The 23,251-nt window shown below is 42.1% G+C and carries 13 protein-coding genes, 1 tRNA gene and 1 pseudogene; 7 read left to right on the top strand and 8 right to left on the bottom strand.

Annotation, left to right across the window (positions count from 1 at the left end; all coding sequences use genetic code 11):
* Nucleotides 1–6: 6 nt before the first annotated feature.
* Nucleotides 7–2,841: a DNA polymerase I gene (gene polA, locus ACOQO1_RS10550; protein WP_420602838.1), complete on the bottom strand. Its 2,835-nt coding sequence runs from the start codon at nucleotides 2,839–2,841 to the stop codon at nucleotides 7–9.
* 163 nt (nucleotides 2,842–3,004) lie between these two features.
* The gene (locus ACOQO1_RS10545; RefSeq protein ID WP_420602837.1) at nucleotides 3,005–4,000 is read right to left on the bottom strand and encodes an isoaspartyl peptidase/L-asparaginase family protein; all 996 of its coding nucleotides are present in this window, start codon (nucleotides 3,998–4,000) and stop codon (nucleotides 3,005–3,007) included.
* Nucleotides 4,001–4,040: 40 nt separating this feature from the next.
* Here ACOQO1_RS10545 and ACOQO1_RS10540 point away from each other — a divergent pair, with 40 nt between their 5' ends.
* From ACOQO1_RS10540 to ACOQO1_RS10530, 3 genes are all read left to right on the top strand, one after another.
* Nucleotides 4,041–4,763: a copper homeostasis protein CutC gene (locus tag ACOQO1_RS10540; protein WP_420602836.1), complete on the top strand. Its 723-nt coding sequence runs from the start codon at nucleotides 4,041–4,043 to the stop codon at nucleotides 4,761–4,763.
* 54 nt (nucleotides 4,764–4,817) lie between these two features.
* Nucleotides 4,818–6,053 (top strand): metallophosphoesterase, encoded by a 1,236-nt coding sequence (locus tag ACOQO1_RS10535; protein ID WP_420602835.1) that lies wholly within the window; start codon nucleotides 4,818–4,820, stop codon nucleotides 6,051–6,053.
* A 91-nt stretch (nucleotides 6,054–6,144) separates the two neighbouring features.
* A complete protein-coding gene (locus tag ACOQO1_RS10530; protein WP_097046517.1) occupies nucleotides 6,145–6,441 on the top strand; it encodes a thioredoxin family protein in 297 nt (98 codons plus the stop codon).
* Nucleotides 6,442–6,897: 456 nt separating this feature from the next.
* Here the strand turns inward: ACOQO1_RS10530 and ACOQO1_RS10525 are convergent, their stop codons facing one another.
* Nucleotides 6,898–10,230 carry a DUF2723 domain-containing protein gene (locus tag ACOQO1_RS10525; protein ID WP_420602834.1) on the bottom strand — a complete coding sequence of 1,111 codons (3,333 nt, stop codon included), beginning with the start codon at nucleotides 10,228–10,230 and terminating at the stop codon, nucleotides 6,898–6,900.
* Between the two features lie 214 nt (nucleotides 10,231–10,444).
* Here ACOQO1_RS10525 and ACOQO1_RS10520 point away from each other — a divergent pair.
* Nucleotides 10,445–10,516, top strand: a tRNA-Gln gene (locus tag ACOQO1_RS10520).
* 158 nt (nucleotides 10,517–10,674) lie between these two features.
* On the opposite strand, the gene ACOQO1_RS10515 is transcribed toward ACOQO1_RS10520, so the two are convergent.
* Nucleotides 10,675–10,971 (bottom strand): helix-turn-helix domain-containing protein, encoded by a 297-nt coding sequence (locus ACOQO1_RS10515; protein WP_420602833.1) that lies wholly within the window; start codon nucleotides 10,969–10,971, stop codon nucleotides 10,675–10,677.
* A 64-nt stretch (nucleotides 10,972–11,035) separates the two neighbouring features.
* Between ACOQO1_RS10515 and ACOQO1_RS10510 the strand changes: the two genes are divergently transcribed.
* Complete coding sequence (locus ACOQO1_RS10510) at nucleotides 11,036–11,473, top strand: hypothetical protein (protein ID WP_420602832.1); 438 nt, start codon at nucleotides 11,036–11,038, stop codon at nucleotides 11,471–11,473.
* Between the two features lie 30 nt (nucleotides 11,474–11,503).
* Nucleotides 11,504–11,956, top strand: coding sequence for a transposase (locus ACOQO1_RS10505; RefSeq protein ID WP_420602831.1), 453 nt, complete (start codon nucleotides 11,504–11,506; stop codon nucleotides 11,954–11,956).
* Nucleotides 11,957–12,093: 137 nt separating this feature from the next.
* Here ACOQO1_RS10505 and ACOQO1_RS10500 read toward each other — a convergent pair whose 3' ends face one another.
* Complete coding sequence (locus ACOQO1_RS10500) at nucleotides 12,094–12,588, bottom strand: hypothetical protein (protein ID WP_420602830.1); 495 nt, start codon at nucleotides 12,586–12,588, stop codon at nucleotides 12,094–12,096.
* Between the two features lie 324 nt (nucleotides 12,589–12,912).
* Between ACOQO1_RS10500 and ACOQO1_RS10495 the strand changes: the two genes are divergently transcribed.
* Nucleotides 12,913–13,026: a hypothetical protein gene (locus ACOQO1_RS10495; protein WP_420604327.1), complete on the top strand. Its 114-nt coding sequence runs from the start codon at nucleotides 12,913–12,915 to the stop codon at nucleotides 13,024–13,026.
* A 273-nt stretch (nucleotides 13,027–13,299) separates the two neighbouring features.
* Here the strand turns inward: ACOQO1_RS10495 and ACOQO1_RS10490 are convergent.
* The 3 genes and pseudogenes from ACOQO1_RS10490 to ACOQO1_RS10480 form a co-directional block, all read right to left on the bottom strand.
* A pseudogene (locus ACOQO1_RS10490) lies at nucleotides 13,300–18,465 on the bottom strand (DUF6443 domain-containing protein); the annotation flags it as partial.
* Nucleotides 18,466–18,473: 8 nt separating this feature from the next.
* Nucleotides 18,474–21,791 (bottom strand): hypothetical protein, encoded by a 3,318-nt coding sequence (locus ACOQO1_RS10485; protein ID WP_420602829.1) that lies wholly within the window; start codon nucleotides 21,789–21,791, stop codon nucleotides 18,474–18,476.
* Nucleotides 21,788–23,245 carry a LamG-like jellyroll fold domain-containing protein gene (locus ACOQO1_RS10480; RefSeq protein ID WP_420602828.1) on the bottom strand — a complete coding sequence of 486 codons (1,458 nt, stop codon included), beginning with the start codon at nucleotides 23,243–23,245 and terminating at the stop codon, nucleotides 21,788–21,790. The genes ACOQO1_RS10485 and ACOQO1_RS10480 overlap by 4 nt, the downstream gene beginning before the upstream one ends.
* Between the last annotated feature and the right edge of the window lie 6 nt (nucleotides 23,246–23,251).

Raw genomic sequence — 23,251 nt, 5'->3', positions numbered from 1 at the left:
ATTAAATTAATGCGCCTCCAGCCAATTATCACCAATCCCCACTTCAACATCCAACGGAACCGCAAGCGTATAGGCATTCTCCATTTCGGTTTTGATGAGTTCCTTTACTTCTTCCAACTCTGGCTTATAGGCATCGAATACCAATTCATCATGCACCTGTAACAACATTTTGGTCTTGTACCCGCCTTCGGTAAGTTTTTTATGGATATTGATCATGGCAATTTTAATAATGTCCGCTGCGCTACCTTGAATCGGAGCATTCACGGCATTTCGTTCAGCCGCACCACGCACCACTTGATTACCTGCATTGATATCTTTCAGATATCGTCTTCGACCCAAAACGGTTTGTACATAGCCATTATCACGTGCAAAGTCGACCTGTTCGCCCATGTAGTTTCGCAATTTGGGATAGGTCTTATAATAGGTTTCAATAAGTTCCTTGGCTTCGGTACGACTCAAATCGGTTTGATTGCTCAATCCAAAGGCCGAAACCCCATAAATGATTCCGAAATTTACGGTCTTTGCATTCCCACGCTGCTCTCGGGTTACTTCATCAATGGGGACATTAAAGACCTTGGAGGCAGTGGAAGCATGAATATCTTCCCCATTTTTAAAAGCCTCGATCATGGTGTTTTCTTCACTTAAGGCCGCTATAATGCGAAGCTCAATTTGGGAATAATCTGCCGCCAACAAAGTGTAATTCTCATCGCGGGGGATAAAAGCCTTACGTACCTGTCGTCCTCGTTCTGTACGGATCGGAATGTTCTGTAAATTTGGATTGTTGCTGCTCAATCTACCAGTCGCGGCCACGGTCTGCATATAATCGGTATGTACGCGACCACTATGTTCCTGCACTTCATTCGGTAGAGCATCCACATAGGTGCTTTTTAGCTTGCTAAGCCCCCTAAAGTCCAATACATTTTGAATGATTTCATGATCTTTGGCCAAATAGGAAAGCACATCTTCCGCAGTAGAATACTGCCCTGTTTTGGTCTTTTTGGGTTTGTCGACCAGCTTTAGTTTATCAAACAAGATTTCGCCCAATTGTTTGGGTGAGGCAATATTGAATTCCTGTCCAGCTTCTTTATATATTTTGGTTTCCAGGTTTTTGATATCGTTGTTCAAATCTTCAGCAAGAGCATTTAAAAAACCTTTGTCCAGATTGATGCCTTCGGTTTCCATATCGGCAAGTACCCGCAGTAGGGGAACTTCAATATTTTGGAAAAGTTCATCCGTTTTGGCGGCTTCCAGTTCCGGTCTAAAATGATGGGCCAGTTGCAGGGTGATATCAGCATCCTCAGAAGCATACTCCGTTTGTTTTTCCAAAGGAACCTGGCGCATGCTGAGCTGGTTTTTGCCTTTTTTACCAATAAGTTCGGTAATGGAAACAGGGGTATAGTTCAGATAAGTTTCTGCCAATACATCCATATTGTGGCGCATATCTGGATTGATGAGGTAGTGTGCCAACATGGTGTCGAACAGTTTTCCTTTGACCTCAACCCCATATCTTTTCATTACCTTGATGTCATATTTTAGGTTTTGCCCCACTTTTTCAATGTCCTCCGATTCAAAAAAAGGACGGAGCTGTTCCAAAATTTCCATAACCGCTTCTTTCTCTTCCGGAATGGGAACATAAAACCCTTTTTTAGCCTCCCAGCTAAAAGCAATACCCACCAACTCTGCTTCCAACGGATTGATGGAAGTGGTTTCTGTGTCAAAACAAACCGAAGTTTGTTGCATCAGTTTTTCAATGAATAGTTTGAGCCCCAGGCCAGGTTGAATGCTTTGGTACAAATGAGAAACATCTGAAATGGTGTCTCTGCTGTTGGCATCTTTGATGGTTGCCGGAGCATCGGCTGGACTTCCACCAAACAAACTAAATTGCCCGCTACCTGCCACTTGTGGTTTTTCAGGAGTTTTGGGAGTGGCCGGGCTTGTTTCTGATGGAGCTTCTTCTTCAGAGAAAATTTTAATAAACTGATCTTTCAGCCTTCTAAACTCCAGTTCATCAAATATCTGCTGCACTTTTGTTCCATCGGGTTCGGACATTTCATAATCATCCGCATTGAAGGTAACATCGCAATCGATTTTGATTTCTGCCAATTTTCGAGAAAGTCGACCCAATTCGGCATTTTGCTCCACTTTCTCCTTCATTTTGCCCTTCAATTGGTCCGTATTGGCCAAAAGACCTTCCATGTCTCCAAAATCGGCAAGGAATTTTTTGGCAGTTTTATCACCAACTCCGGGAAGTCCTGGAATATTGTCACTGGCATCTCCCATCATCCCCAAATAATCAATCACTTGTTCTGGGCGTTCCACCCCAAAACGTTTTTGTACTTCGGGAATGCCCCAAATTTCAATTCCATTGCCCATCCGTGCAGGGCGGTACATAAAAATATTTTCAGAGACCAATTGACCAAAATCCTTATCCGGAGTAACCATAAAGACCTTGTAATCCTCTTTTTCGGCCTGTTTGGCCAGGGTGCCTATAATGTCGTCAGCTTCATACCCTGCCAGTTCCACCACGGGAATTTGCATGGCCTTTAAAATATCTTGAATGTAGGGTACGGCAATTTTGATGGCATCTGGTGTCTCATCACGATTGGCTTTGTATTCTTCAAAAAGTTCGGTGCGTTCCACACTGCCCCCCTTATCAAAACATACTGCTAGATGATCTGGTTTTTCACGCTTGATCACATCAAAAAGGGAATTCACAAATCCCATAATGGCAGAAGTGTCCATTCCTTTGGAATTAATCCTTGGGTTTTTGATAAGGGCATAATAGCCCCGGAATATCAAAGCGTAAGCATCAAGAAGAAAAAGTCGTTTCTGATCAGACATTTTTTTAGGTTAGAAGTGTGAAATTAGAAATAGAAGTTTGATTAATCGAACAGTTTTTAAAGGTAGAAAAAAGATGTTAGAGTTGAGACCGCTTCGCTCTTAGATGGGAGACGTAAGACATCTAGATTCTTGAATCTCATATCTCAATTCTGATATCTTAGACCTAATCTTGATAAAAACTCTCCACTTGTCTATTTTCATGTCCTTTTTCGGAATATTCCCGATAGGTAAACCCAGGATGCACACAATACCCTCCGGTTTCACCTTGTTTGTTGATGGCCAAGAAACCAATTTGGAAATCCTTACGGCCTTCGTTCTTTTTCATGATTCTTTTTACCCCTTCCTCACAGGCTTCCTGCGGACTTTTTCCCTGTCGCATCAGTTCCACAATTAAAAAACTGCCTACGGTGCGGATGACTTCTTCACCTACACCTGTTGCAGTGGCTCCACCAACTTCGTTGTCCACATAAAGCCCAGCTCCAATGATTGGGGAATCCCCAACGCGCCCAGCTACCTTGTAAGCCATACCACTTGTGGTACATGCTCCGGCAATATCGCCTTTTTCATCAATGGCCAACATGCCAATGGTATCATGGTTTTCAATATTGATGGTTGTCTCGTATTTGGAGGTTTTTTTCCATTCTTCATACTGCTTTCTTGTGCTCTCCGTAAAGAGATCTTCTTTTTTAAAACCTTGTTCGTAGGCAAATTGCTCAGCGCCCTTTCCCGCTAAAATAATGTGGGGCGTCTCTTCCATCACTTTTCGTGCTACGGAGATTGGATGCGCAATATTCTGCAAATACACTACAGAGCCGCAATTACCATCTTTATCCATGATGCAGGCATCTAAAGTCACGTTGCCATCCCGATCAGGGCGACCACCTTTGCCCACAGTTTCGTTGGTCACATCAGCCTCCTCTATCATAACTCCCTGTTCAACGGCGTCAAGGGCATTTCCACCCTCGTTGAGCACTTCCCAAGCTTTGGCAGTGGCATTCATAAAATTCCAGGTGCAAATGGCAATAGGTTTTATTGCAGGGGTGATGGCAGATGCAGCCATTTCAGGTTTGTTTTCGGTTTTGCATGAGGCCAGAACAGGAGCTGATATAAGTCCTGCGGTGGTAAGGCTGGATTTTTTAAGAAATTTGCGTCTTTGCATGATTTGGTTGTTTATTTTTAATCTCGCTAAAGATAGCAATATGCTTGTAGAAGTTTGTGCCAATTCGTTGGAATCTGCCCTTGTTGCGCAAGAGGCCGGGGCCGACCGAATTGAGCTTTGCAGTGAGTTGGGCGTTGGAGGAATAACCCCTTCTCATGGATTGATTCAGATGGTCCGAGAAAGATTGGATATCCCAGTCCATGTTTTGATCAGACCACGCAGTGGTCATTTCACCTATTCCGATTTAGAATTTGAGGTAATGCTAAAAAATACTGCCTTTTGTGTTGAAAATGGTGTGGATGGAATTGTCTCAGGGGTGCTTCTGGCCGATTGCAATTTGGATGTGGAACGAACCAAGGCTTTGATTGAAGCATCGAGACCATCGAAATTTACGTTCCATCGCGCTTTTGATTGGGTTTCAAATCCAAAGGAAACATTTCAACAGCTGGAATCATTAGGAGTAAATTATGTTTTGACCTCCGGCCAACAAACCACGGCCGAAAAGGGGCTGGATTTGCTTCAAGAATTAAATGGGATTTCAAAAAAATGTGCTGTAATGGCGGGTGGCGGAGTTCGACTAGACAATTGTGAAAAGTTTGTTGAAGTTGGATTGAATGCGATTCACCTTTCTGGGACGTCATTTGGAAATGAAGTTCCCATTTCAGAAAAAATCCCAATGAATTCTGCAACCCATTTACGAGAAGACGAAATCGCTGTAACAAACTTGGATAAGGTTCGTCAAATTGTAGGTCACGTTAAATAAACGCTAAATGGCTTAGTTCCAGAACTAAAGAAATATCTTTGCAAAAAAAATTGAATGACCCGATTTTTAATCATCATATCCATCATATATATTATCTCTGCCATTTATGGTTTTCAGGGTTTTAAAACGCTCTTTAAAAACGTATGGCTACACTGGGCTTACGGATTATTTTTTTTAGCTGCGTTGGCCAACTTTGCGATACGCGCGCTAAACTATGTTCCAGGGGATGGGGCACGAGGCCAAATTGCTAATGCGGGAGGTATTTTCTTTGCCTTCCTGTTGTTGGGATTGGTGTTTGGAATCTTCTTGTTGCTTGAAGATATCGTACGACTATTTGTGTTTGGTTATAATAAAATAGCTGGTCTTTCCGAAACACGAACCCAGTTTTTTCCTTCCCGTAGAAAATTTATTAGTGGTATAGCCTTAGGAATAGCAGCCTTGCCATTTGGTGCTTTGCTCTATGGAATGTACAAGGGCAAATACAATTATAAAGTGTTGAAGTATGCACTAGAGTTTGACGACCTTCCCGATGCTTTTGATGGATACCAGATTACCCAGATTTCCGATGTGCATAGTGGCAGTTTTGACAACAGGAAGAAAGTAGCCTATGGAATTGACTTGATCAATAAGCAACAAAGCGATGTGATTTTGTTTACTGGTGACATGGTAAACGATAAAAGTTCTGAAATGGAACCTTGGGCCGATTTGTTCGCCACTTTGGAGGCGAAAGATGGCAAGTTTTCCATTTTGGGGAACCATGATTACGGAGATTATGCTTCGTGGCCTTCGGAAGAGGCCAAGGCTCAAAATCTGGAAGACCTTAAAAATCTTCAAAAGGAAATTGGTTTTGATTTGTTGTTGGATACCCATCGATACTTGGAAAAGGATGGGCAGCGGATAGCACTTTTAGGTGTTGAAAATTGGGGCCGCGGAGGTTTTAAAAAAGCAGGTGATCTTGAAAAGGCCAAAGCTGGGGTTTCCAAAGAGGATTTTAAAATTTTGATGAGCCATGATCCTTCCCATTGGGAAGATGTGGTACTCCAAGATGACTATCACTTTCAATTGACCTTGAGCGGACATACCCACGGAATGCAGTTTGGAGTTGAAATTCCTGGTTGGGTTAAATGGAGTCCGGTAAAATGGCGTTATAAATACTGGGCCGGTATTTACAAAGAGTTAGGGCAATATATAAATGTAAACCGTGGGTTTGGATTTATTGGCTATCCGGGACGTGTGGGTATTTGGCCGGAAATCACTGTAATTACCCTTAAAAAGAAAGGTTTAACCTAAATTTAACGCCATTCTTTTCTCTATGAAATTTGGCTTGAGTCAAATTTTAACAAATTTTCTTACTTTTGGTAGGTAAACTGAACAAGTATACATGTCCAAATTTGGTGAACTTATAGATTTAAAAGTACCAGTGTTGCTGGACTTTTATGCAGAATGGAATGATCAATCCACTTCCATGCACCCTGTATTGCGCGATGTTGCCGCCGCATTGGGTGACAAAGGGAAAGTGATTAAGATTGATGTTGATAAAAACAAAGAGCTTTCACAGGCGCTACGAATCAAAGGACTGCCTACCTTAATGATCTACAAAAAAGGGGAGATGGTCTGGCGCCAGAGTGGGGAGCAAGATGCCAATACGCTTATTGGAATATTAAACGAATATATTTAGCAGATTGTTCGTTATGGGATGCTCGTTACTCGCTTGTTGAACAGCGATGGCGAGCAATTATCTTAATGGTACCAGTCTTTAGCTTTCTGTTGCTTTTCCTAACCCTTGCCTCAACACTTCTTATTTTTCCAAATAATTTAACAATAGGGTAATATAATTGCCATCCGTCAACTCAAAAGGGGCATTGGTCAATTCTGATGATATTCTTTAGCTATAACAGAATACTTTAGCTGTAGTAATCTTTTTTATTGATAGGGATTTAAAGTTAGCGAAGAGAGCCCTTAGGGGCTCTTTTTTATTGTCCCCTTGAGGAGACTTAGGCATGTCATTTTGAGCAAAACAAAAAATCTCAAATCTGTATATGGGATTCTTCAATCGCTACCCTTATTCAGAATAAAATAATGGTAGTCGGAAGTGTAATGTCCAACAATCCAGAAATCCAATAAACCAACCCTACTATTGCTCAACCACAGCTGAATCTGGTACTTCGCCAATAGTGTCCAAAGGAATGGAATCCTCCAAATCTGGGTCGGGTAGCGTAGGTTCTTCAAAAACATCTTCTTCTTCTCCAACAAATTGAGAGAACTTGTCTATATACTCATTAAAGATAATGGTCTCTGATTCTGCCAAATCCCTATCCTCATTCTCAATAAGGATATCAATATTCCTGCGGTAGGCTTGCATATCGGCCAAAATATCATCTATTTTTTCGTATTGCTCATCCAAAGGTACGTCTGCATAATATTCCAGACGCTCTTGATATATTTTCTTTAACTTTTCATAAAGGGCCCTAGCTTTTTCAGTTTCCCCAACCTTATAATAACCATCTAAAAAAGGTTCTACAAAGGCATAAAAACCATAATGTTCAACGGGCATATTGGTCATAACAATGTCTATGACGTCCTTGGCCTTTTCGATTTCGTTTTCAGCAATTAGAGTTTCCATCAATCTGGCCAAATTACTTCGGAAAGACAATCCTTGTGAGCGGGTCTGTGGATCATGGTAAATTTTATCGCTAGAAGAATTGCCCCAATCCCATTTTTTAACAATGTCGTACATCAAATCACTATCAACACGCCCCATTTCAAAGGAACTCTCGTTTTCAGTTTTTATCGGAACAAGTTTGTAAACCAGTCCGTCCAGTTGAAGGTATTCTTTCATCCAGATGTACTCGGCACTGTCAAAACTCCCTCCGGAAAAGTAAATGGGTCTTTTCCAGTCGTTGTTGGCTATAAGGTCCAACATTAGAATCCTATTTTTTGGCAGGGCACTTTTTGGAAGGTCAATGTCTATATAATCCACAATTAAAGCGGAATCTTTTTCTTTGACCAGACCACTTTCCAAAACGTTCTTTTTATTGACGGGAATCCTGATTTTGTTGGTAGGGTAATAAATGATATTTAAGGTTCCTTCAGGAACTTCGCTGATATCGGCTCCTTGTTTTTCCAAAAGATATTTGTACTTGGTCTGAGGTTTGTCGCTCCCGATCCAGTTCATGAAGTCCTTAATGTTCCACCTGTTTTCGGTTACGCCTTGATAGTAGACTGCATCCCTTGAACCATATCGATATTTGTCATGCGTCAATTGCGAAGGAATAGGGTCACTTTCATAGGCCTTTCGCTTCATTTGGTCAATGTACCAATCTGTGGCAAAAAGACTGGTGTTTACCGTACGGACATCTGTTCGGTGTCCTTCAATTTCTTGGGCGTACCACAACGGAAAGGTATCGTTGTCCCCAATGGTGAATAAAATGGCTCCCGCATCCTCCTGGCAGGAATCCAAATAAGCTTTTGCCGTGGAATTTGCGGTATATCTACCTGAACGATCATGATCGTCCCAGTTTTGATAGGCCATCAACAACGGAACCGCCAAAAGACATAGTGTTGTAATGGCGGGGGCCGCTATTTTTGCGGATAACAGTTTTCTGAATTCGTCAAAAAGGCCATAGACCCCAATGCCTATCCAGATACAGAAGATGTAAAATGATCCCACTAAAGAATAATCACGTTCCCTAGGCTGAAAAATGTATGGGTTGGTGTAGAACTGAATAGCCAAACCGGTAAACATAAAAAAGACAAAGAGTGCCCAAAAATGCTTCGGGTTTTTAGAGATTTGAAAAACCATTCCAATGATTCCCAATAGCAAGGGCAAAAAGAAATAGGTGTTTCTGCCTTTATTGTTCTCCCAATCACTGGGCAGGTTGTTCTGACTTCCCAGTCGCAGGCTGTCTATAAAACCGATACCACTGAGCCAGTTTCCGTTTTCATCGTACCTGCCTTGCACATCATTTTGTCTTCCAACAAAATTCCACATAAAGTAGCGCATGTACATATAGCCAAACTGGAACTCGAACATGTAACGAAGGTTCTGGCCCAAAGTTGGGGGCTCCACTTCAATATAATCCCCAAATTCACGTAAAAACCGAATGTACTGTTCTGAATCCAACTCACCTTGGGCATAGGCACTTTTAAATTGGGCCACAGCCTCCCTAAGATCGTTATTGGAGATATATTCTGATTTGATCCGGAATTCCAGTACGCCAAAATAACGCATGTAATTTTCGGCATGTTGATCGCTCCATAGTCTTGGAAGTAACCCAACATGTTTTTCATTGGGCCCTTGGATGGCATTTTTATAATTATTGACAATTACATATTTGCCCAATTTTTCATCCTTTTCATATTTTGGGCGATCATCTTTGTCCTCACCGGCAGGGGCAAAGGCATCAGAATAATAGGCCCCATAAAATGGACTTTCCACCCCTGGGTATTGTTCACGGTTGTAATAGGCCAAAAGGGAACGTGCATCCGACGGGTCATTTTCGTTTACCACGGTATTTGCATTGGCCCTAATGGGCAACATTAACCATGAGGAAAAACCAAGAATCAGAAACATTAAACATAACACTATGGTGTTTCCGGTCTGGAAATTGTTCTTTCGGGTATATCTGAGTCCAAAATAAAAGGCAGCTACAAAAAGTAGTCCCATTATTATGGTACCGGAATTAAAGGGAAGGCCTATGCTGTTGATAAAGAACACCTCGCTCCAACCAAACAGTTTTAATACATAGGTCAATGAAAATTTATAGACCAACATTAATATGGCCACTACCAGGATATTGGCCAACAAAAAGTTTTTGATCGTTGTTTTCTTGTATTTTTTGAAATAGTACAAGAGCCCTATGGTGGGAATAGCCAAAAAGCCCATAAATTGTATCCCAAAAGTGAGCCCGATCAAAAAGCAGATAAGCAATAGCCACCGATTGCCTCTTGGCTCTTCCAAATTGTCGACCCATTTTAGGCCCAACCACAACAAAAGGGCCATAATTAAACTGGCCATGGCATACACTTCTGTTTCCACTGCATTGAACCAAAAACTATCAGAAAATGTGAAAGCCAAGGCACCTACCAACCCGCTTCCAAAAATGGCGATGGCCTTACTATTTGTAATGGCCTTCTTTTTGGAAATCATCTTTTGGGTAAGATTGGTAATGGTCCAAAATGTAAAAAGCACTGCAAAAGCACTTGAAACTATGGAAACGGCATTCACCATCAACGCAATTTTGGATGCATCGCCAAAGGCGAACATGGCAAAAAAGGCACCGATCATTTGCAATAGCGGAGCTCCGGGAGGGTGGCCCACCTGCAATTTGGCAGAGGTGGTAATATACTCCCCGGCATCCCAAAAACTACCTGTGGGTTCAACAGTTAGCGCATAAACAATAAATGCGATGGCAAAGGAAACCCATCCTAAGATGGTGTCCCATTTCTTGAAGTCTTTTGCAAACATAAAGCTGGCGTTTACCAAGTTGGGGCGAATTTAGTAAATATAGTAGAGACGACTATTGAATTTTGGAAAAGCTTTAACAACGTGCTTGGTAAAAAAAATAAGGTTGGATTCTTGTCAAATTATTTGTCGAAACCAAAGTTTGTTTTAAATTTGCACGCTCTAATACCGAATCACGTGTTTGAAAATTTTACGTGTTCGGTACAAGTTTGGTAAATGGCCCATGGTGTAATTGGCAACACAGCTGGTTTTGGTCCAGTCGTTCTAGGTTCGAGTCCTAGTGGGCCAACTGAAAATCGTAACTGTTTTATTTTTAAATAGTTGCGATTTTTTTTGTTTTGTACCCAATACTTTTTTACCTCTGTTGGACACAACATGCAATCTTGTGATTTCTTTTACCAGCAGGTAGCTGGTCATGCATTAAGGGTAATGGTGAGTGAAGGACTCTTAATCTTCTTGCAAAAATAACGCGTGTAAAGGAACTTCTAATGCTTTGGCCATACGGTTTAAAGTGACCAAACTGGTGTTGTTTTCTGCTCTTTCTACCCGACCCACTTGAGTTTTTGGAATATCGGCTTCAATGGATAAGTCGTGTTGAGACATTCCTTTTTCTTCACGTAGAAAACGGATTCTTTTTCCTACTCTTTTTAAAACTTCTATATCCTCTGGTTGATATTCTCTATACACACAACCAAAATGGTGTCTTTTAGAAAAAGAAATGGTTACATCGTTGTGCTTTTTCATTTTTTTGATTAATATTGATATCAAATACAGCATAACCCTTCTAAATTGGAAAGCCTACAATACCATGTCCAATATTTTAGGGGAGATCAACACTTTTTTTGAGCGCAGCCCGGCAAAGGCTTTGGAAATTACCTTTGCCCAATTGAAAATTGATACCTATCACAATGGACAATTTTTGCAGCAAATACAACGACCCAACTGTAAGATTGTTCTGCAAAAAGTAGTAAACAACGCGTTGGCCAAGATGGATGTGGTGGACAATCTGGTGTTCCGTTTTTCTTTTTGGTTTGAAAAACCCACCACAGAGAACTATTTTAAAGGTGAAACGCTACAACTGCCAAGGCCTTTGGCCGAAGGCACATTGCAAATGGATGCGGAAAAGTTGACATTACAGTTTACCATTGATGCCCCGGATAAAAATTTGCAAGTGCATGTTAGGCATATCTATACCGAAATACAACGTTTGGAAACCAAAAAGCCAGCTCAAAAAGAACTGGCTTAAAAATCATCTTTTGTTTTCTCTTACCACTAGTTGGAAACTAGCGGTAACCGAACCACTAGATACAATCCAGCGGCAGCGGGGGATAAATTGAACAAAACCATAAGCTTGGCAACTTCGGTCACAGGTGTTGGCCTGTTCACTGCCTTGTACCTGAGCATTTACACAAACCTTTTCACAAGATATCAAAGCCATAAACAACTTGCTTGCTACTGTGGTGTCGTTCCTTTTGAACATATTTCTGGAACAAGTACCAGAAAAAGGGCCAGAGTGCACCACATGGCCAATAAAACATTAAAAAAGCAACTGCACCTATGCGCCATGGCTGCTTTGACCCACGACCCTGAAATCAAGGCTTATTATAAAAGGAAAGTAGAAGAAGGGAAATCTAAAATGTTGGTCATAAACAATATTAGAAACAAGCTTATTGTGAGGGTCTGTGCAGTAATAAAAAGGCAGCAACCTTATATAAAAGTTACTGCCTAATATTTATACATTATTTATTTGGCTTTATCATGGAAATCGGGGTGAACGGTTGTAAAGAAAAAATCCAGCAGTCAAAAAATGACCGCTGGATTTCAATTGTTTTCACGTAAACTACGTAAGGTAACTAGGTTATTAGATTACCAAGATAATCTATCTCTAAATAAATTGTTGTAAAGTGATTTCACAGGTCTTAAACTTTCTTTCTGAGGGCAATTGGAAAACAAACTGCCGTTAAATCCTGAATTATAAATATCTACAGAAATTTTTGTGACCGAATAAGCTTTTCTATAACAATCCGAGTTTGATACCTCATTTAGTATTGAAGGTCTTGTCATTATTTGATCAATATCACGTTTGTTTGTTTTTGTAAGCCGAAAAGATTTAAACTCGCCTATCTCCTCACCCCTATAATACGCACCTATTGCATGATACTTTTTATGTTTTTTCCATATTAATAATAATTTGCCCGAAGAATCATAAATTAAAATTGGTTTAGAAACATCTTCTTTATTAAGATGCTCTATTTTATCCATGATTACGCCATAAGCTTGAATACTATCCTTCTCATATCTATTTTGAGAAAATGATACTTGGATAAAGCATAAGATAATCAAAAATGTTGTTACTTTCATAAATCAGTTAATTATAAGTGGCTTCAAATAATCTGGGATTTGCCATGATAAAGTGCCTGGTATCTCATAGGTCAGGTCATGTGCCGTTCCATCCCTATAAAATTGTGAGCTTCCTCCAGAAATATGTCTTCGATACATATTTCCAACTTGAATTGCATTGACACCATTATCTCCATATGGATCCATATACCAAGAAAGACCATGTCCTACTAACTCATGAGCCAAAATAGCACGTATATCAAAAACCATTCCAGTTGCATAACCTCCGGTGCTATTATCCCTCAGGTCGGTTATTGATATTTTGGCATTAATGACAATAGCAGTATGTGTGCCATTTTTAGTTGGAATATTAAACCCTCCTGCAGTTTTAGCAAGGTCAGCACCCGTTATAGTGCCATCGCCATCGTCATCATTAATTTCATTGGCAGAAGTTGCTGATAGTTTTTCCGACATTTTTACTACTTCAACTTGATGAATTTCTGATTTTGAGTTAATTGCTTTAACATATCCCCTAGCTAATGCTTTTTCATCATCACTTGAATTTTTTGTTGCTTGATGGTAATCGCGCTCATTGACTCGTTTAAAGTTTTTCCCTTTTGTCTTGAAAAGCCTTGCCAACCTTTTATTGTTTCTAAAAGTTTTTCTTATTATTCTTTTTGCCCTCCTAGCTGATCGTCTAGATGTTCCTTGCAAACTATCTCCGTTAATCTCTCTGAAAAAATTTGGGTTATTAGCCGCAAATTGATATGGCGTTAAGTGCACATACTTCTCAGCGAACCTATCTAGTTTATTGAATCTTCCAATCGCCGGATCATAATCCCTCCATTGATAAGCCACAGTGTTTTTATCTAAGTCGTCCTCAAACTCTTCATTAGCAAATTTCCACCGATTGGCCACACTGTTCCCAAGGGCAGAGGTGCCACTGTTATACCCTTTGTGCTTGAGTCCAAAGGGGTAGTAGTTGTTTTCCTCCACAATTTCGGTAGTGTTGGGGTCGTTGGTCACATCAATGTCCCCGTCTCCATTGCCGTCAGAATAACTTAACCTTATGTTGCCCAAGTGGTCCTTATACTGGTATACATAGTCGTAAGCACTGGTACCGCTAGGGGTAACATAACCCTCTGGGTGGTTAAAGAACTGCAGTTGCATGTTCCCCAAGGTGCCAGAATATATATGGTTGCCAGCATAATCTGTCACAGAACCTCCCGCGGTCTTCCTTAATTTGGTTCCCGTGGCATCGTAAATATAGCTAATTGTACCAGAATTTATAGTTACGCTCGTAGGTAAATTCAGATGGTTATAGATAATGCCGTCTGCCTGTATGCCCTTGTTGAGGTCCATGGTCATGTTTCCGTTGGCATCATAGGCATAGTCATCGCCCGTGTTGGTGCCATCCTTAAACCCAAATTGGTCTACAGTAGCGGCATCGGTTACCCTCGTCAATTTATTGCCCGTATAGGCATAGGTAAGGTCGTCCATGGTGCCATAGTCGCTGGCCGTGTCAATATCTGGGATGGCCACTACGTGGCCCATACGCAACAGTTTGCCTATGTTCCCGTTTTTGTCGTATGTAATGGGGCTGTTGGTACTCCCAAGATTAAACTTACCGTCATTGCTTATGCCTATGGTTATACGGTTAAGGGCATCGTATTCGTAGCGATACCAACGTTGTACATTGTCGTTAGCGGTCTCCCACTCGGTTTCGGCAATGTTTCCATTAAAAAGGGCAGTACCGTTATGTGCCACGGTATTGTAATTGATACCAAAGTTGAACAGGTCGTTGTCATTTTCAGCGTCCTGGTTAATGGTCTTGAGCCATCCCCTTACATTATAGGCGTAGTTTACTGTCTGCAACCCTGCTGTAGTGACATAGCTGGAGTTAGGCGTACCGCCCACCTTTTTGGTCTCTAGTTGGCCCAGCTCGTCATAATCGTTGTATACGATCAACTCCTCTTGGCCGCCATTGCCCGTTACGGCAAGGGTAACGTTTCCACTGATGGTGGTCACAGGTTTTATAACAATATTGTCCTGTGCAGATCGGTCTGTATCCACAGTGGTGTTTTCCAGTACCAAACTGGTATTTGTAGCAGCTTCGCAAGTATCGCCCATGGTCTCGTCACCAATACATTGGGTCTGTTTGAGCAAACGGCCCACATGGTCGTACTCAAAATTGTCCAGGGTTACAATAGTGGTGCTATTTCGAGTGTGCGAACTTTTTACTTTTAGGGGCTTGCCCACAAAATCTAGATCGGTCTCTACAACATCCACGGTTTCAAGATACTCATTTTCACTGTAGGTATAAATGGATCGACCCTTATCGTCATAACGACTCACGGTGGTGATCCAATCATTGGTGGTGAGTACCTTTACCAAACTCCCAGTGGGCAGACCTTTGGTTCTGCTGTCCAAAGCGGTATCAAAAACCAAGGCTGGCGGGGTAGGTTCGTTGGCCCGATCAAAAGCATAATTGTCGTAATAGTTTACGGTAAGCACCTCGGTGATATCGGCTACCTCTGGATAACCATTGGTATTATAATGTACAGCTCTGCCGCCAATGGTATTGGTGCTGTTTTCATCAGCTGTACGTGCTGTCCATAATACATGGTTGCTTGGCAACCCTGTTACCGTGCCCTGTATGGTTGGGCGGTCCCCACTAATAGTGGCTTTTCCGGTGTAGGCAACCCTGCCAAAGGCATCGTATTGGGTAAAGAGCCATTCGCCCGTAGTGCGCTGAACACTGTCTTGGGTCATAATGGGCTGGTCCAGTTTGTTGTAGATGATATGTTCCCATCCCTTGCCGGGAATCCTTTTTTCCACCAAACGGTTACGGTGGTCGTAGACATATTGGTAGCCGAGCTCGTTCATATTGGTATTGATATTGGCAAGGGTCTCACTGCTAGCATCCATTTTTGGAGGTAGCACATAGGTAAGGTTGCCATAATCGTCATACACATAATGGGTGTCGTGCGCCTCCTCTGCGTTGTTCATCAGGGCATAGGTGCGTTTGAGTACCACACGGCCTTGTTTGTCGGTAAACTCCTCCGTGGTGTGGAGTTTGGTAGTGGTGCCATCATGGTTTTCATCTTTGGTGATGTTTTTGTACAACTCACCCTGTAGATAGTATCCATTTTCCGCAAGGACTGGTTCATCAGGATTGTTGTTGGCAAATGTTACCCTGAACAACCGTACATTGTCCATGGTTGGATCTGTTGGGTTTTGGTCGTCGTGCGTGTTTGTTAGATAGGCAAACTCTATGCTATGGTCGTCCGCGCCTTCCACCAACTTCCAATCCTCACCTGGGGCTGCCTGTTTTAGAACCCGACTTAGCGGAGAGGCCTCCAGTTTCTTTTTGGAATTTGCATTAATATCGGTACCGGTAGCCGTTGGAAAATCCAACCCGTAATCCACGTGATTTTTATAATAGGAACGGATATCGCTTTCCAAATCTCCTGTTCTATAATTCCCGGTGGCTTCCAATGGCTCGTACAAAGGGAGCCATTCGGTGTCCTGGCGGCCATAATCATCATAAGCGATATGGGTCACAATATCCTTCCCATCTGGTGCCTGTCGTATGGCATTTTGTTGTTTGGGCCTTCCAAGACCATCAAAAAAAGTGATTTGCTGAACATAATCATTGTCATTGGCAAACTTGGAAGCCGGTACGCTGCCTTTTTCATTTTGATAGGTTCGACTGTAGATATAATTATGCGTCTCTGGGTCACTGCTTTCCGCAACACAACTGTTCCCTGGATCATAGAGGCTAGGACAATTGTCCGATGAGTTCTGAACATAACCGGCCGGTTGATCGCATTGCACTAAGGACACTGCTGGATCACCAAGGCCATCACCATCATTCAAATCGGAATACCAGGTCGTGGCGGTAGGAGGGTTGTTGATAACCAAATTGTTGGATGTATTGGAGGTACATGCTCCCAAAGTGGCCGACACGGTATAAGTATTACCGGACGGAACGGTAACAGTGTCCCCGTTTATAACTACACCGGTAGATGGGCTTGCCTGATAGGTGTATGACGCATCATAATTTGTAATTACAAAACTGCCGCTGCTTACTGAGCATGTGGGTTGAACCACACTTCCCAATAGAGGAACAGAGGGGGTTAAGGGTTGAACATTTACGACCCTGCTATCCGAAGCAACTGAAGAGCAGCTACCATAACTTGCGGTAATGCTGTAGGTGTTGCCAGGGGGAGCGGTGACAGTGTCTCCGTCTATAACCACTCCTGTAGATGGACTTGCTTGATAAGAATATAATCCGTTGTAATTGGTAATCACGAAACTTCCGTTGGCCTCAGCACAAGTGGGCTGGGATACGGCACTCAGCTCTGGTTGAGGAAGGGTGGTTGGCTGTGGATCAATAATGACCTCCGTGGATTGGGAGATACAACCGGACCCATCCCTAAAAACAATATCATAGCGTCCTGGAGTTAATCCTGTGAAATTTGTATCAAGCTGGAAATTAGTTCCATCTTTACTGTATTCATAGCCCAGACCAATAGGATTGGTTACCGTAATACTCCCTGTTGCGGAAATACAAGTGGGGTCTGTATGGGTCACAGACGGACCCGATGTTGCGGATGGGGGTTGATTGATGGTTACTGTCAATGGTGCCGAATCACAACCAGAGTCAATATAACGGATGACCACATTATAATTTCCTGGTGATAAGCTGGATTTGGTGATGCTGGATTGAAATGTTGTCCCATTATCAAAACTGAACATATGCCCGCTGTTGTCCACTCCATTATTGGTTACCGTAATGCTGCCTGTTGTCAAAGTACATGTTGGGTGGTTCACCGATACTTGTGGAAATGGTGGACTTATAGGTTGTTGGTCGACCACTCTTGTAACTGAGTTTCCAGAAGAACAACCGTTGGATAAGGTTGCTTTAACTGAATAGTTTCCGGTGGGCGCGGTGATTGTTCCATTGGACGTATTTAGACTCACCCCAGAGGAAGGGGTCACGGAATAGGTGTAGGAGGCATTGAAATTGGTAATGCTAAACGTGCCGTTGGCATTACTACAGGTAGGTTGCTGCACTGCACTCAGAGTTGGTGTGGCCGGAACCGATTTTACTTCTGCCACAATTTCCAATAGATCATCGGTTTCACAGCCCGTTATAGTATTGATAGTAGATACCCAATAGGATTTGGTGGAAGTCACGTTTGGTGAAAATGAACTATTTGTACTTGCAGGAGTTCCCCCAATAGCAGGGACATCGTACCATCTAACCCCATTGCCACCAGCTCCAGGAGAAGCATTAAGATTTACAATCCCAGGGCCACATCTGGTATCACCTGTTCCACTGGCTTTGCTGGGAACCAAATTTTCATCGACTTGACCATCGCAATCATTGTCCAGGTTGTCACAGACCTCCGTTCCTCCAGGCTTAACGTTTGCATTGTTGTCGTTACAATCCGAATTATTGGAAACATAACCCGAAGGTTGGGAATAACCAGTGGTGGTAACATTAGGATTCCCATAGGTGTCCCCATCTTGATCCCTGTACCATGTGGCTGGGCTTCCTTGGTTTATTACAAAACCTTGTGTAATCCCTCCATCATAGGAATAGTCTATAATGGCTGTTCTGCCGCTACTTGTAGATTGACAGGTAATGGAAAGGGTAGTGGGACCAGTTTGCGTAATACTGCTCACCCAGCTTGGTTTTGTAAAACTGAAAGAACCATTACAAGGTGAGCCCGAAAAATTAATGGTTACATTTTGTGAACCCCCAGAGAGCGGAAATGAAACTGGATCTGGAGAAATTGAGGTGACCGTACATTGTGCTTCCGCCTTTGAAGTAAAAACAAGGAAACACAATAGGGCAAGACTGCATATTATTTTATTCTGAGTTTTCATGGCAAGATTTAGTTTTTATAGTTGTACAAGTAATCACTCACAAGATTGCTGTCCCCGTCTCTTATTTCCTTGAGCCTATTAAAGCTGTCATAGATGTAGGTCGTGGTATATCCCCTAGGATCGGTGGTGCTGGTCACGCCTACCAAAAGATCATAGGTGTAGGTGGTGATCATGGCCTGTGTAAGGTTAGGGTTTGTTCGAAGTCCATTGATCTGTGCAAGGTTGCTGTGATCATAACCCTCCAGTATAGTTTCTGTAATGCCCAACTCGGCTGCTATATCTGCGTATGAAGCATTCTCTATCTTGGCAATGGGATACTGTCCATTATGACCCCATATATAGGAAATGATGGTGCCATTTGCCCTTGAAGCTTCCAATGGATTGCCATGGGCATCATACCTATGGTAATTAAGGCGCTCCTCCATGGCAAGTCCACCTTTGGAAGTTGCTACAGATTTAGATAGTGTTAGCCCAACAGGGAATGTTTTATAATTGGTTCGCTGTACAGTGGTATTTCCATTAATGGTGGTCTCGGTCTGGATGGGTTCTGCAATACGATGTTCCCTTGATGGGGCTGCGCCTGTGGGTTCTTTTAGAAGTTCAATGGCATCGAATTCATCTGGAGATAGGTTGGGGGAGCCCAAGGAAGAAACCGCAGTGACATCCTGAGGGTAATAGGTCTTTGTTACACTGGTCTCTCCTTTGCTATTGATAGTCTCTATGCGGGTCGGTTGCAGATGGTCAACATTTTCATAGTAATATTGAGTAGTTGAAGATATGGGGTTTTGGCCATTATCATCATAATCAATTGTCTTCACCGAATCTAGTTTGACCCAATATGTTTCAACATCATAGAATGCATAGTCGTATAGAAAGGATTGGGCTTCTTGTGCAAGCACAGTACAACTTTCAGGTGGTATTAGCGGCATTTTCCTTTTGTTGTGTATTGCCAATCCATTTACCGGGTATCTTGGGATTTCTTGGTTGTCGAAAGAATAGGAATAATCCACTGCTTTGACAATATTTCCATTTTTGTTGCGAATGATATGCAAATCAAGTTTGTTGGTGATATCACTTATATCATCCTGAGGCGCAAACGGAGGCTCAGAAGTAGTATTGTCAATGGGGTTTATATCTGGAAAATAATAATGATATTCTGAGAGACCATTGCTCTCATCATTACCATCGACCAGTTCTTCTATCACTTTGGAATATACCACATGGCTACCTTGGGCAGATCCCAATACCGCTAAGCTGTTGGAGCTGATATTATGAACCTTGTATGGAGACCCCATGGTTGAGCCTTCCCAACAACCCATTGGAACATTGAAAGCACCTGAATCTACAATTAGTTGATCATAGGTTGAATAGTGAACGGGAAAAGTTATCAATTTGCCGTCCTGATAAGTATACTTCTTTTGGTCGATTAAAGCTCCATTGGAATCCTTGTTGATTATTTTGTTAATTCTAAGCCCACCAGCCATAATCTCGGTATTGCTCAAATCTGCGGTTGTTCCACCTAAGTATGAAAACTTGGCGTATGTGACAAATATCTTCTCCAACTCATCCGGTTGGGCAACATTGCAGGGAGGTGCTGAACATGGCATATCCGTGAGGCTAAATCTATACTCCCCTGGGGATAGTAGAATGGACGTGTCAAAGCTTTCGTCCGCCACTGCAGGATAGTTTGGTGCCCATCGTGGCCTTACTTCATTCCACTGACCACTCTCAAGCTTATGTAAGTAGGCGGCGGGTCTGTTGATATTATATTCTTCTCTAAAGTATGTGAAATCAATCTCGAAAAGTATATTCTGTTCAGTTTCAATGGAAAACAAGGCTTCTTTGTATTCTCCTTGAACAGAGGATAGGTTTACATTGTTCCCATTATTTAAAAGAAATGGTCCGTACATATCACCTACTTGTGGTGTAAAAGCTCTATGTGCTTCATAAACAAATTCGGTGCTACCTTTGGTGGGGTAGGTTATTTGCTTCAAAACCCCTCTTTTCATTGCTGACTCATTAGGTAATCTATTGGCTTGATATTGGCCGTAGGGATTGTTTACAGAATAGATGGCGGGTATCAGATTATTGTTCCCGGAAGCATTATAGAAACCCCAGAAATCTTGATCATAGACAGCTCCTGTTGGTATTTTCGATTCATATTGAAATGTATATGGTTTATATTCTTGGGTTGCCTTATCATACTCATCAACACCATTTAGGTATAGTTTTCCAATAAAATCATAATTAAATTGAAAGCTTTTGAGCAAGTTGGTGCTATTGAATATTTCTATTTTATCCAACTCAACTTCATCTTCAATATCCGTCCTATTTGCCGTCGTCGTAAATTCAACCTTGCCGTTGGAAAAAAGTATCCGTCTTAAAACTCTGTTTCCATAGACCGTGGTTTTTGTCGAGGAAGGTGACTGGAAATCTGGATTGGGAGGAAGGGTATTTAATCCTTGGAATTCAGCAAGGCCGAAAATGGGTTGATGAAAATACCATTCCAATGATTGGTTTTTGGGTTTTTCGACCTTGGAGGTAAGATCATCGTATTCAAAATAAATATTACCGTTTGTTTTTGGGTTGAATACTCTTACCAAGTACCAAGCAGAGGTATGGCTTGGTTGTGAGCCAGTTGAGGTAATTTCCTTCCCCAACCCAGAAATAGTATTGTTGTTCTCGCCAAAATAGTACTTAATACCATTTTGATCTGTTATCGTCCAAGTGTCTATTTCACCTCCTGAAAAGATTGGTTCCACTTTTATGCTAGCATAAGGTTTTGGAATGACCACATTATTTTCATCAAAATATAACTTTCCAGAGGCTCCCATGAAATTGTAATAAAAAAGATCTGGTTCCCTATCTTGAACACCCGTACCATCTGGAGATGCTTGTGGGCCGAAAAACTGATTAATATTTTGAGCCTGGTTAGGATCTAGAATTTGTGCATTGGTTGGCAAATTATTATTTAATAATCCATTTTGTGCGTCATCCGCGCTTCCACGTACTGATCTAGTAATAACACCACCTGCACTTAAGGACCATCCTAAGCCTACCCACGAGGCATTGTCTTCAACGCGTATCCCTGATGCATGGTAACTTAGTGATACGGGAACAGATATGCCTTCACTGGAGATTTCATAAATTGGAATGCTGATAGATGGAGATCCAATATTATAGCTTACCGGTATCTCGCCATATTTGCCTAGAGATGATGCAGTGGGCGACGGAGGAACAATATTCGTTAAGTTTTGGTCAAACTGTTGTGAGAAAATGCTAACAACATTCCCCAACACAATCATAAATAAAAGTTGTATTCTCATTGTTTGTTATTTTTTTCAACTAATGCTAATCGTTTCTTTATTTCCTTGTTTTCATTGGTGAGTTCTAGAATATACAATGTCAATTCCTCCACCTTCTCCAAGAGCAGTTTGTTCATCTCCCCAAGCTCCACGCCATTGGCTTCCACTTCTTTTGCGGATGGTATATTGGGCAGATGCCCTTTTTCCTCAATGTGTTTTTGGATTTCTTCCAAAGAGGGTAGGTCATAACCTTCTTTAAAAACATAATCGGGCCAAGTGTCTTGGTCCACCCTGATCTCACGGGTGCGTATCTTGCCCTCCACGGCCAATTTATAGCCCGATGGGACAGCGTTCGTGCCAATGCCTACATCACCACTGTAACTTGCTACCGAATTGGTCTCGGACCACACAGAGCTTCCATTGCTCCCTCCACCTCCTGAGCCTGCATTGGTGCTTACGGATATGGAATTACTGGTAGAACTCTCATTTCCTGCGGCATCCAAAGCAGTTGCTGTAAAATTATAGGAGGTGCTTTCTGTAAGCCCTGCCACTTGATAGGTGTTTACATTGCCCAAAGTGGCCTCGAGATTATTATCCTTGAATATTTTATATCCGGTCACCCCTACATTATCCGTGGCCCCGCTCCAAGAAAGATTAACTGTCGTATCCGTCTGTCCGGTACTGGACAGGGTTGGTGCCGTTGGATTTTGGGTATCTGAACTACCAGCATTAAAATCGGAAAATCCAAGATTTTCATTGATTAGGGTGTTCTGCTCTGCGGTGGTCAAGGCTCGATTCCAGATCATGGCATTATCAATATTGCCCAAAAAACTACGAGCAGCGGCAGGCCCGGCCAAGTCATAGGAGCCTATTGTCAGATCCCGATCAGCGCTTACGTCCTGGGTCCCCGAATATATCGAGGCATCTACATCTGTAGCTGAATTTATCCGAATAATCTTGGCCTCGCCTGATTTCCAGACACAGATAATTCGGGACCAAGTATTTAAGGGGGCAACAGTTGTACTAATAAAATCCCTTCGGACGCCATTCACATAGTTTCTGAACCGTACAGTATTGTTACTCTTATAGGATATTGAATAAATATTGTCGCCAGTAGCTCCTACGCCCTTCTGAAAGATTACACTATACCCAGATTGTCCATTGGCGGTGGGATAAATATCTACCATGAGTGTCATTTCGGCTCCATTCAAATCTAGGCTGGAGGAAGTTGGCACCACGCCCATGGTGGCCTGAGAGCCTGTAAAATTAAGGGCATTTCCTAAGTTTCCTGTTACCAAAGAGGCACCATTTACCGTTCCATTGTTTGTCCCCAGTTCATCGGTCAAAATGGTAGAACTTTCCATTGAATAAGCAGATACCAACCCGTTCAGGAAATTTGAATGGTCGGTAGTTTGTCCATTTAAGCTGATAGATCCCAAAATAATTAGGCATAAAATGTTAATTCGTCTATTCATTTCTTG

The sequence above is a fragment of the Flagellimonas sp. genome (assembly GCF_965222555.1).
Classification (GTDB): Bacteria; Bacteroidota; Bacteroidia; order Flavobacteriales; family Flavobacteriaceae; genus Flagellimonas.
The sequence above is the reverse complement of the archived record's forward strand: the minus strand, read 5'-3'. Positions and strand labels throughout refer to the sequence as shown.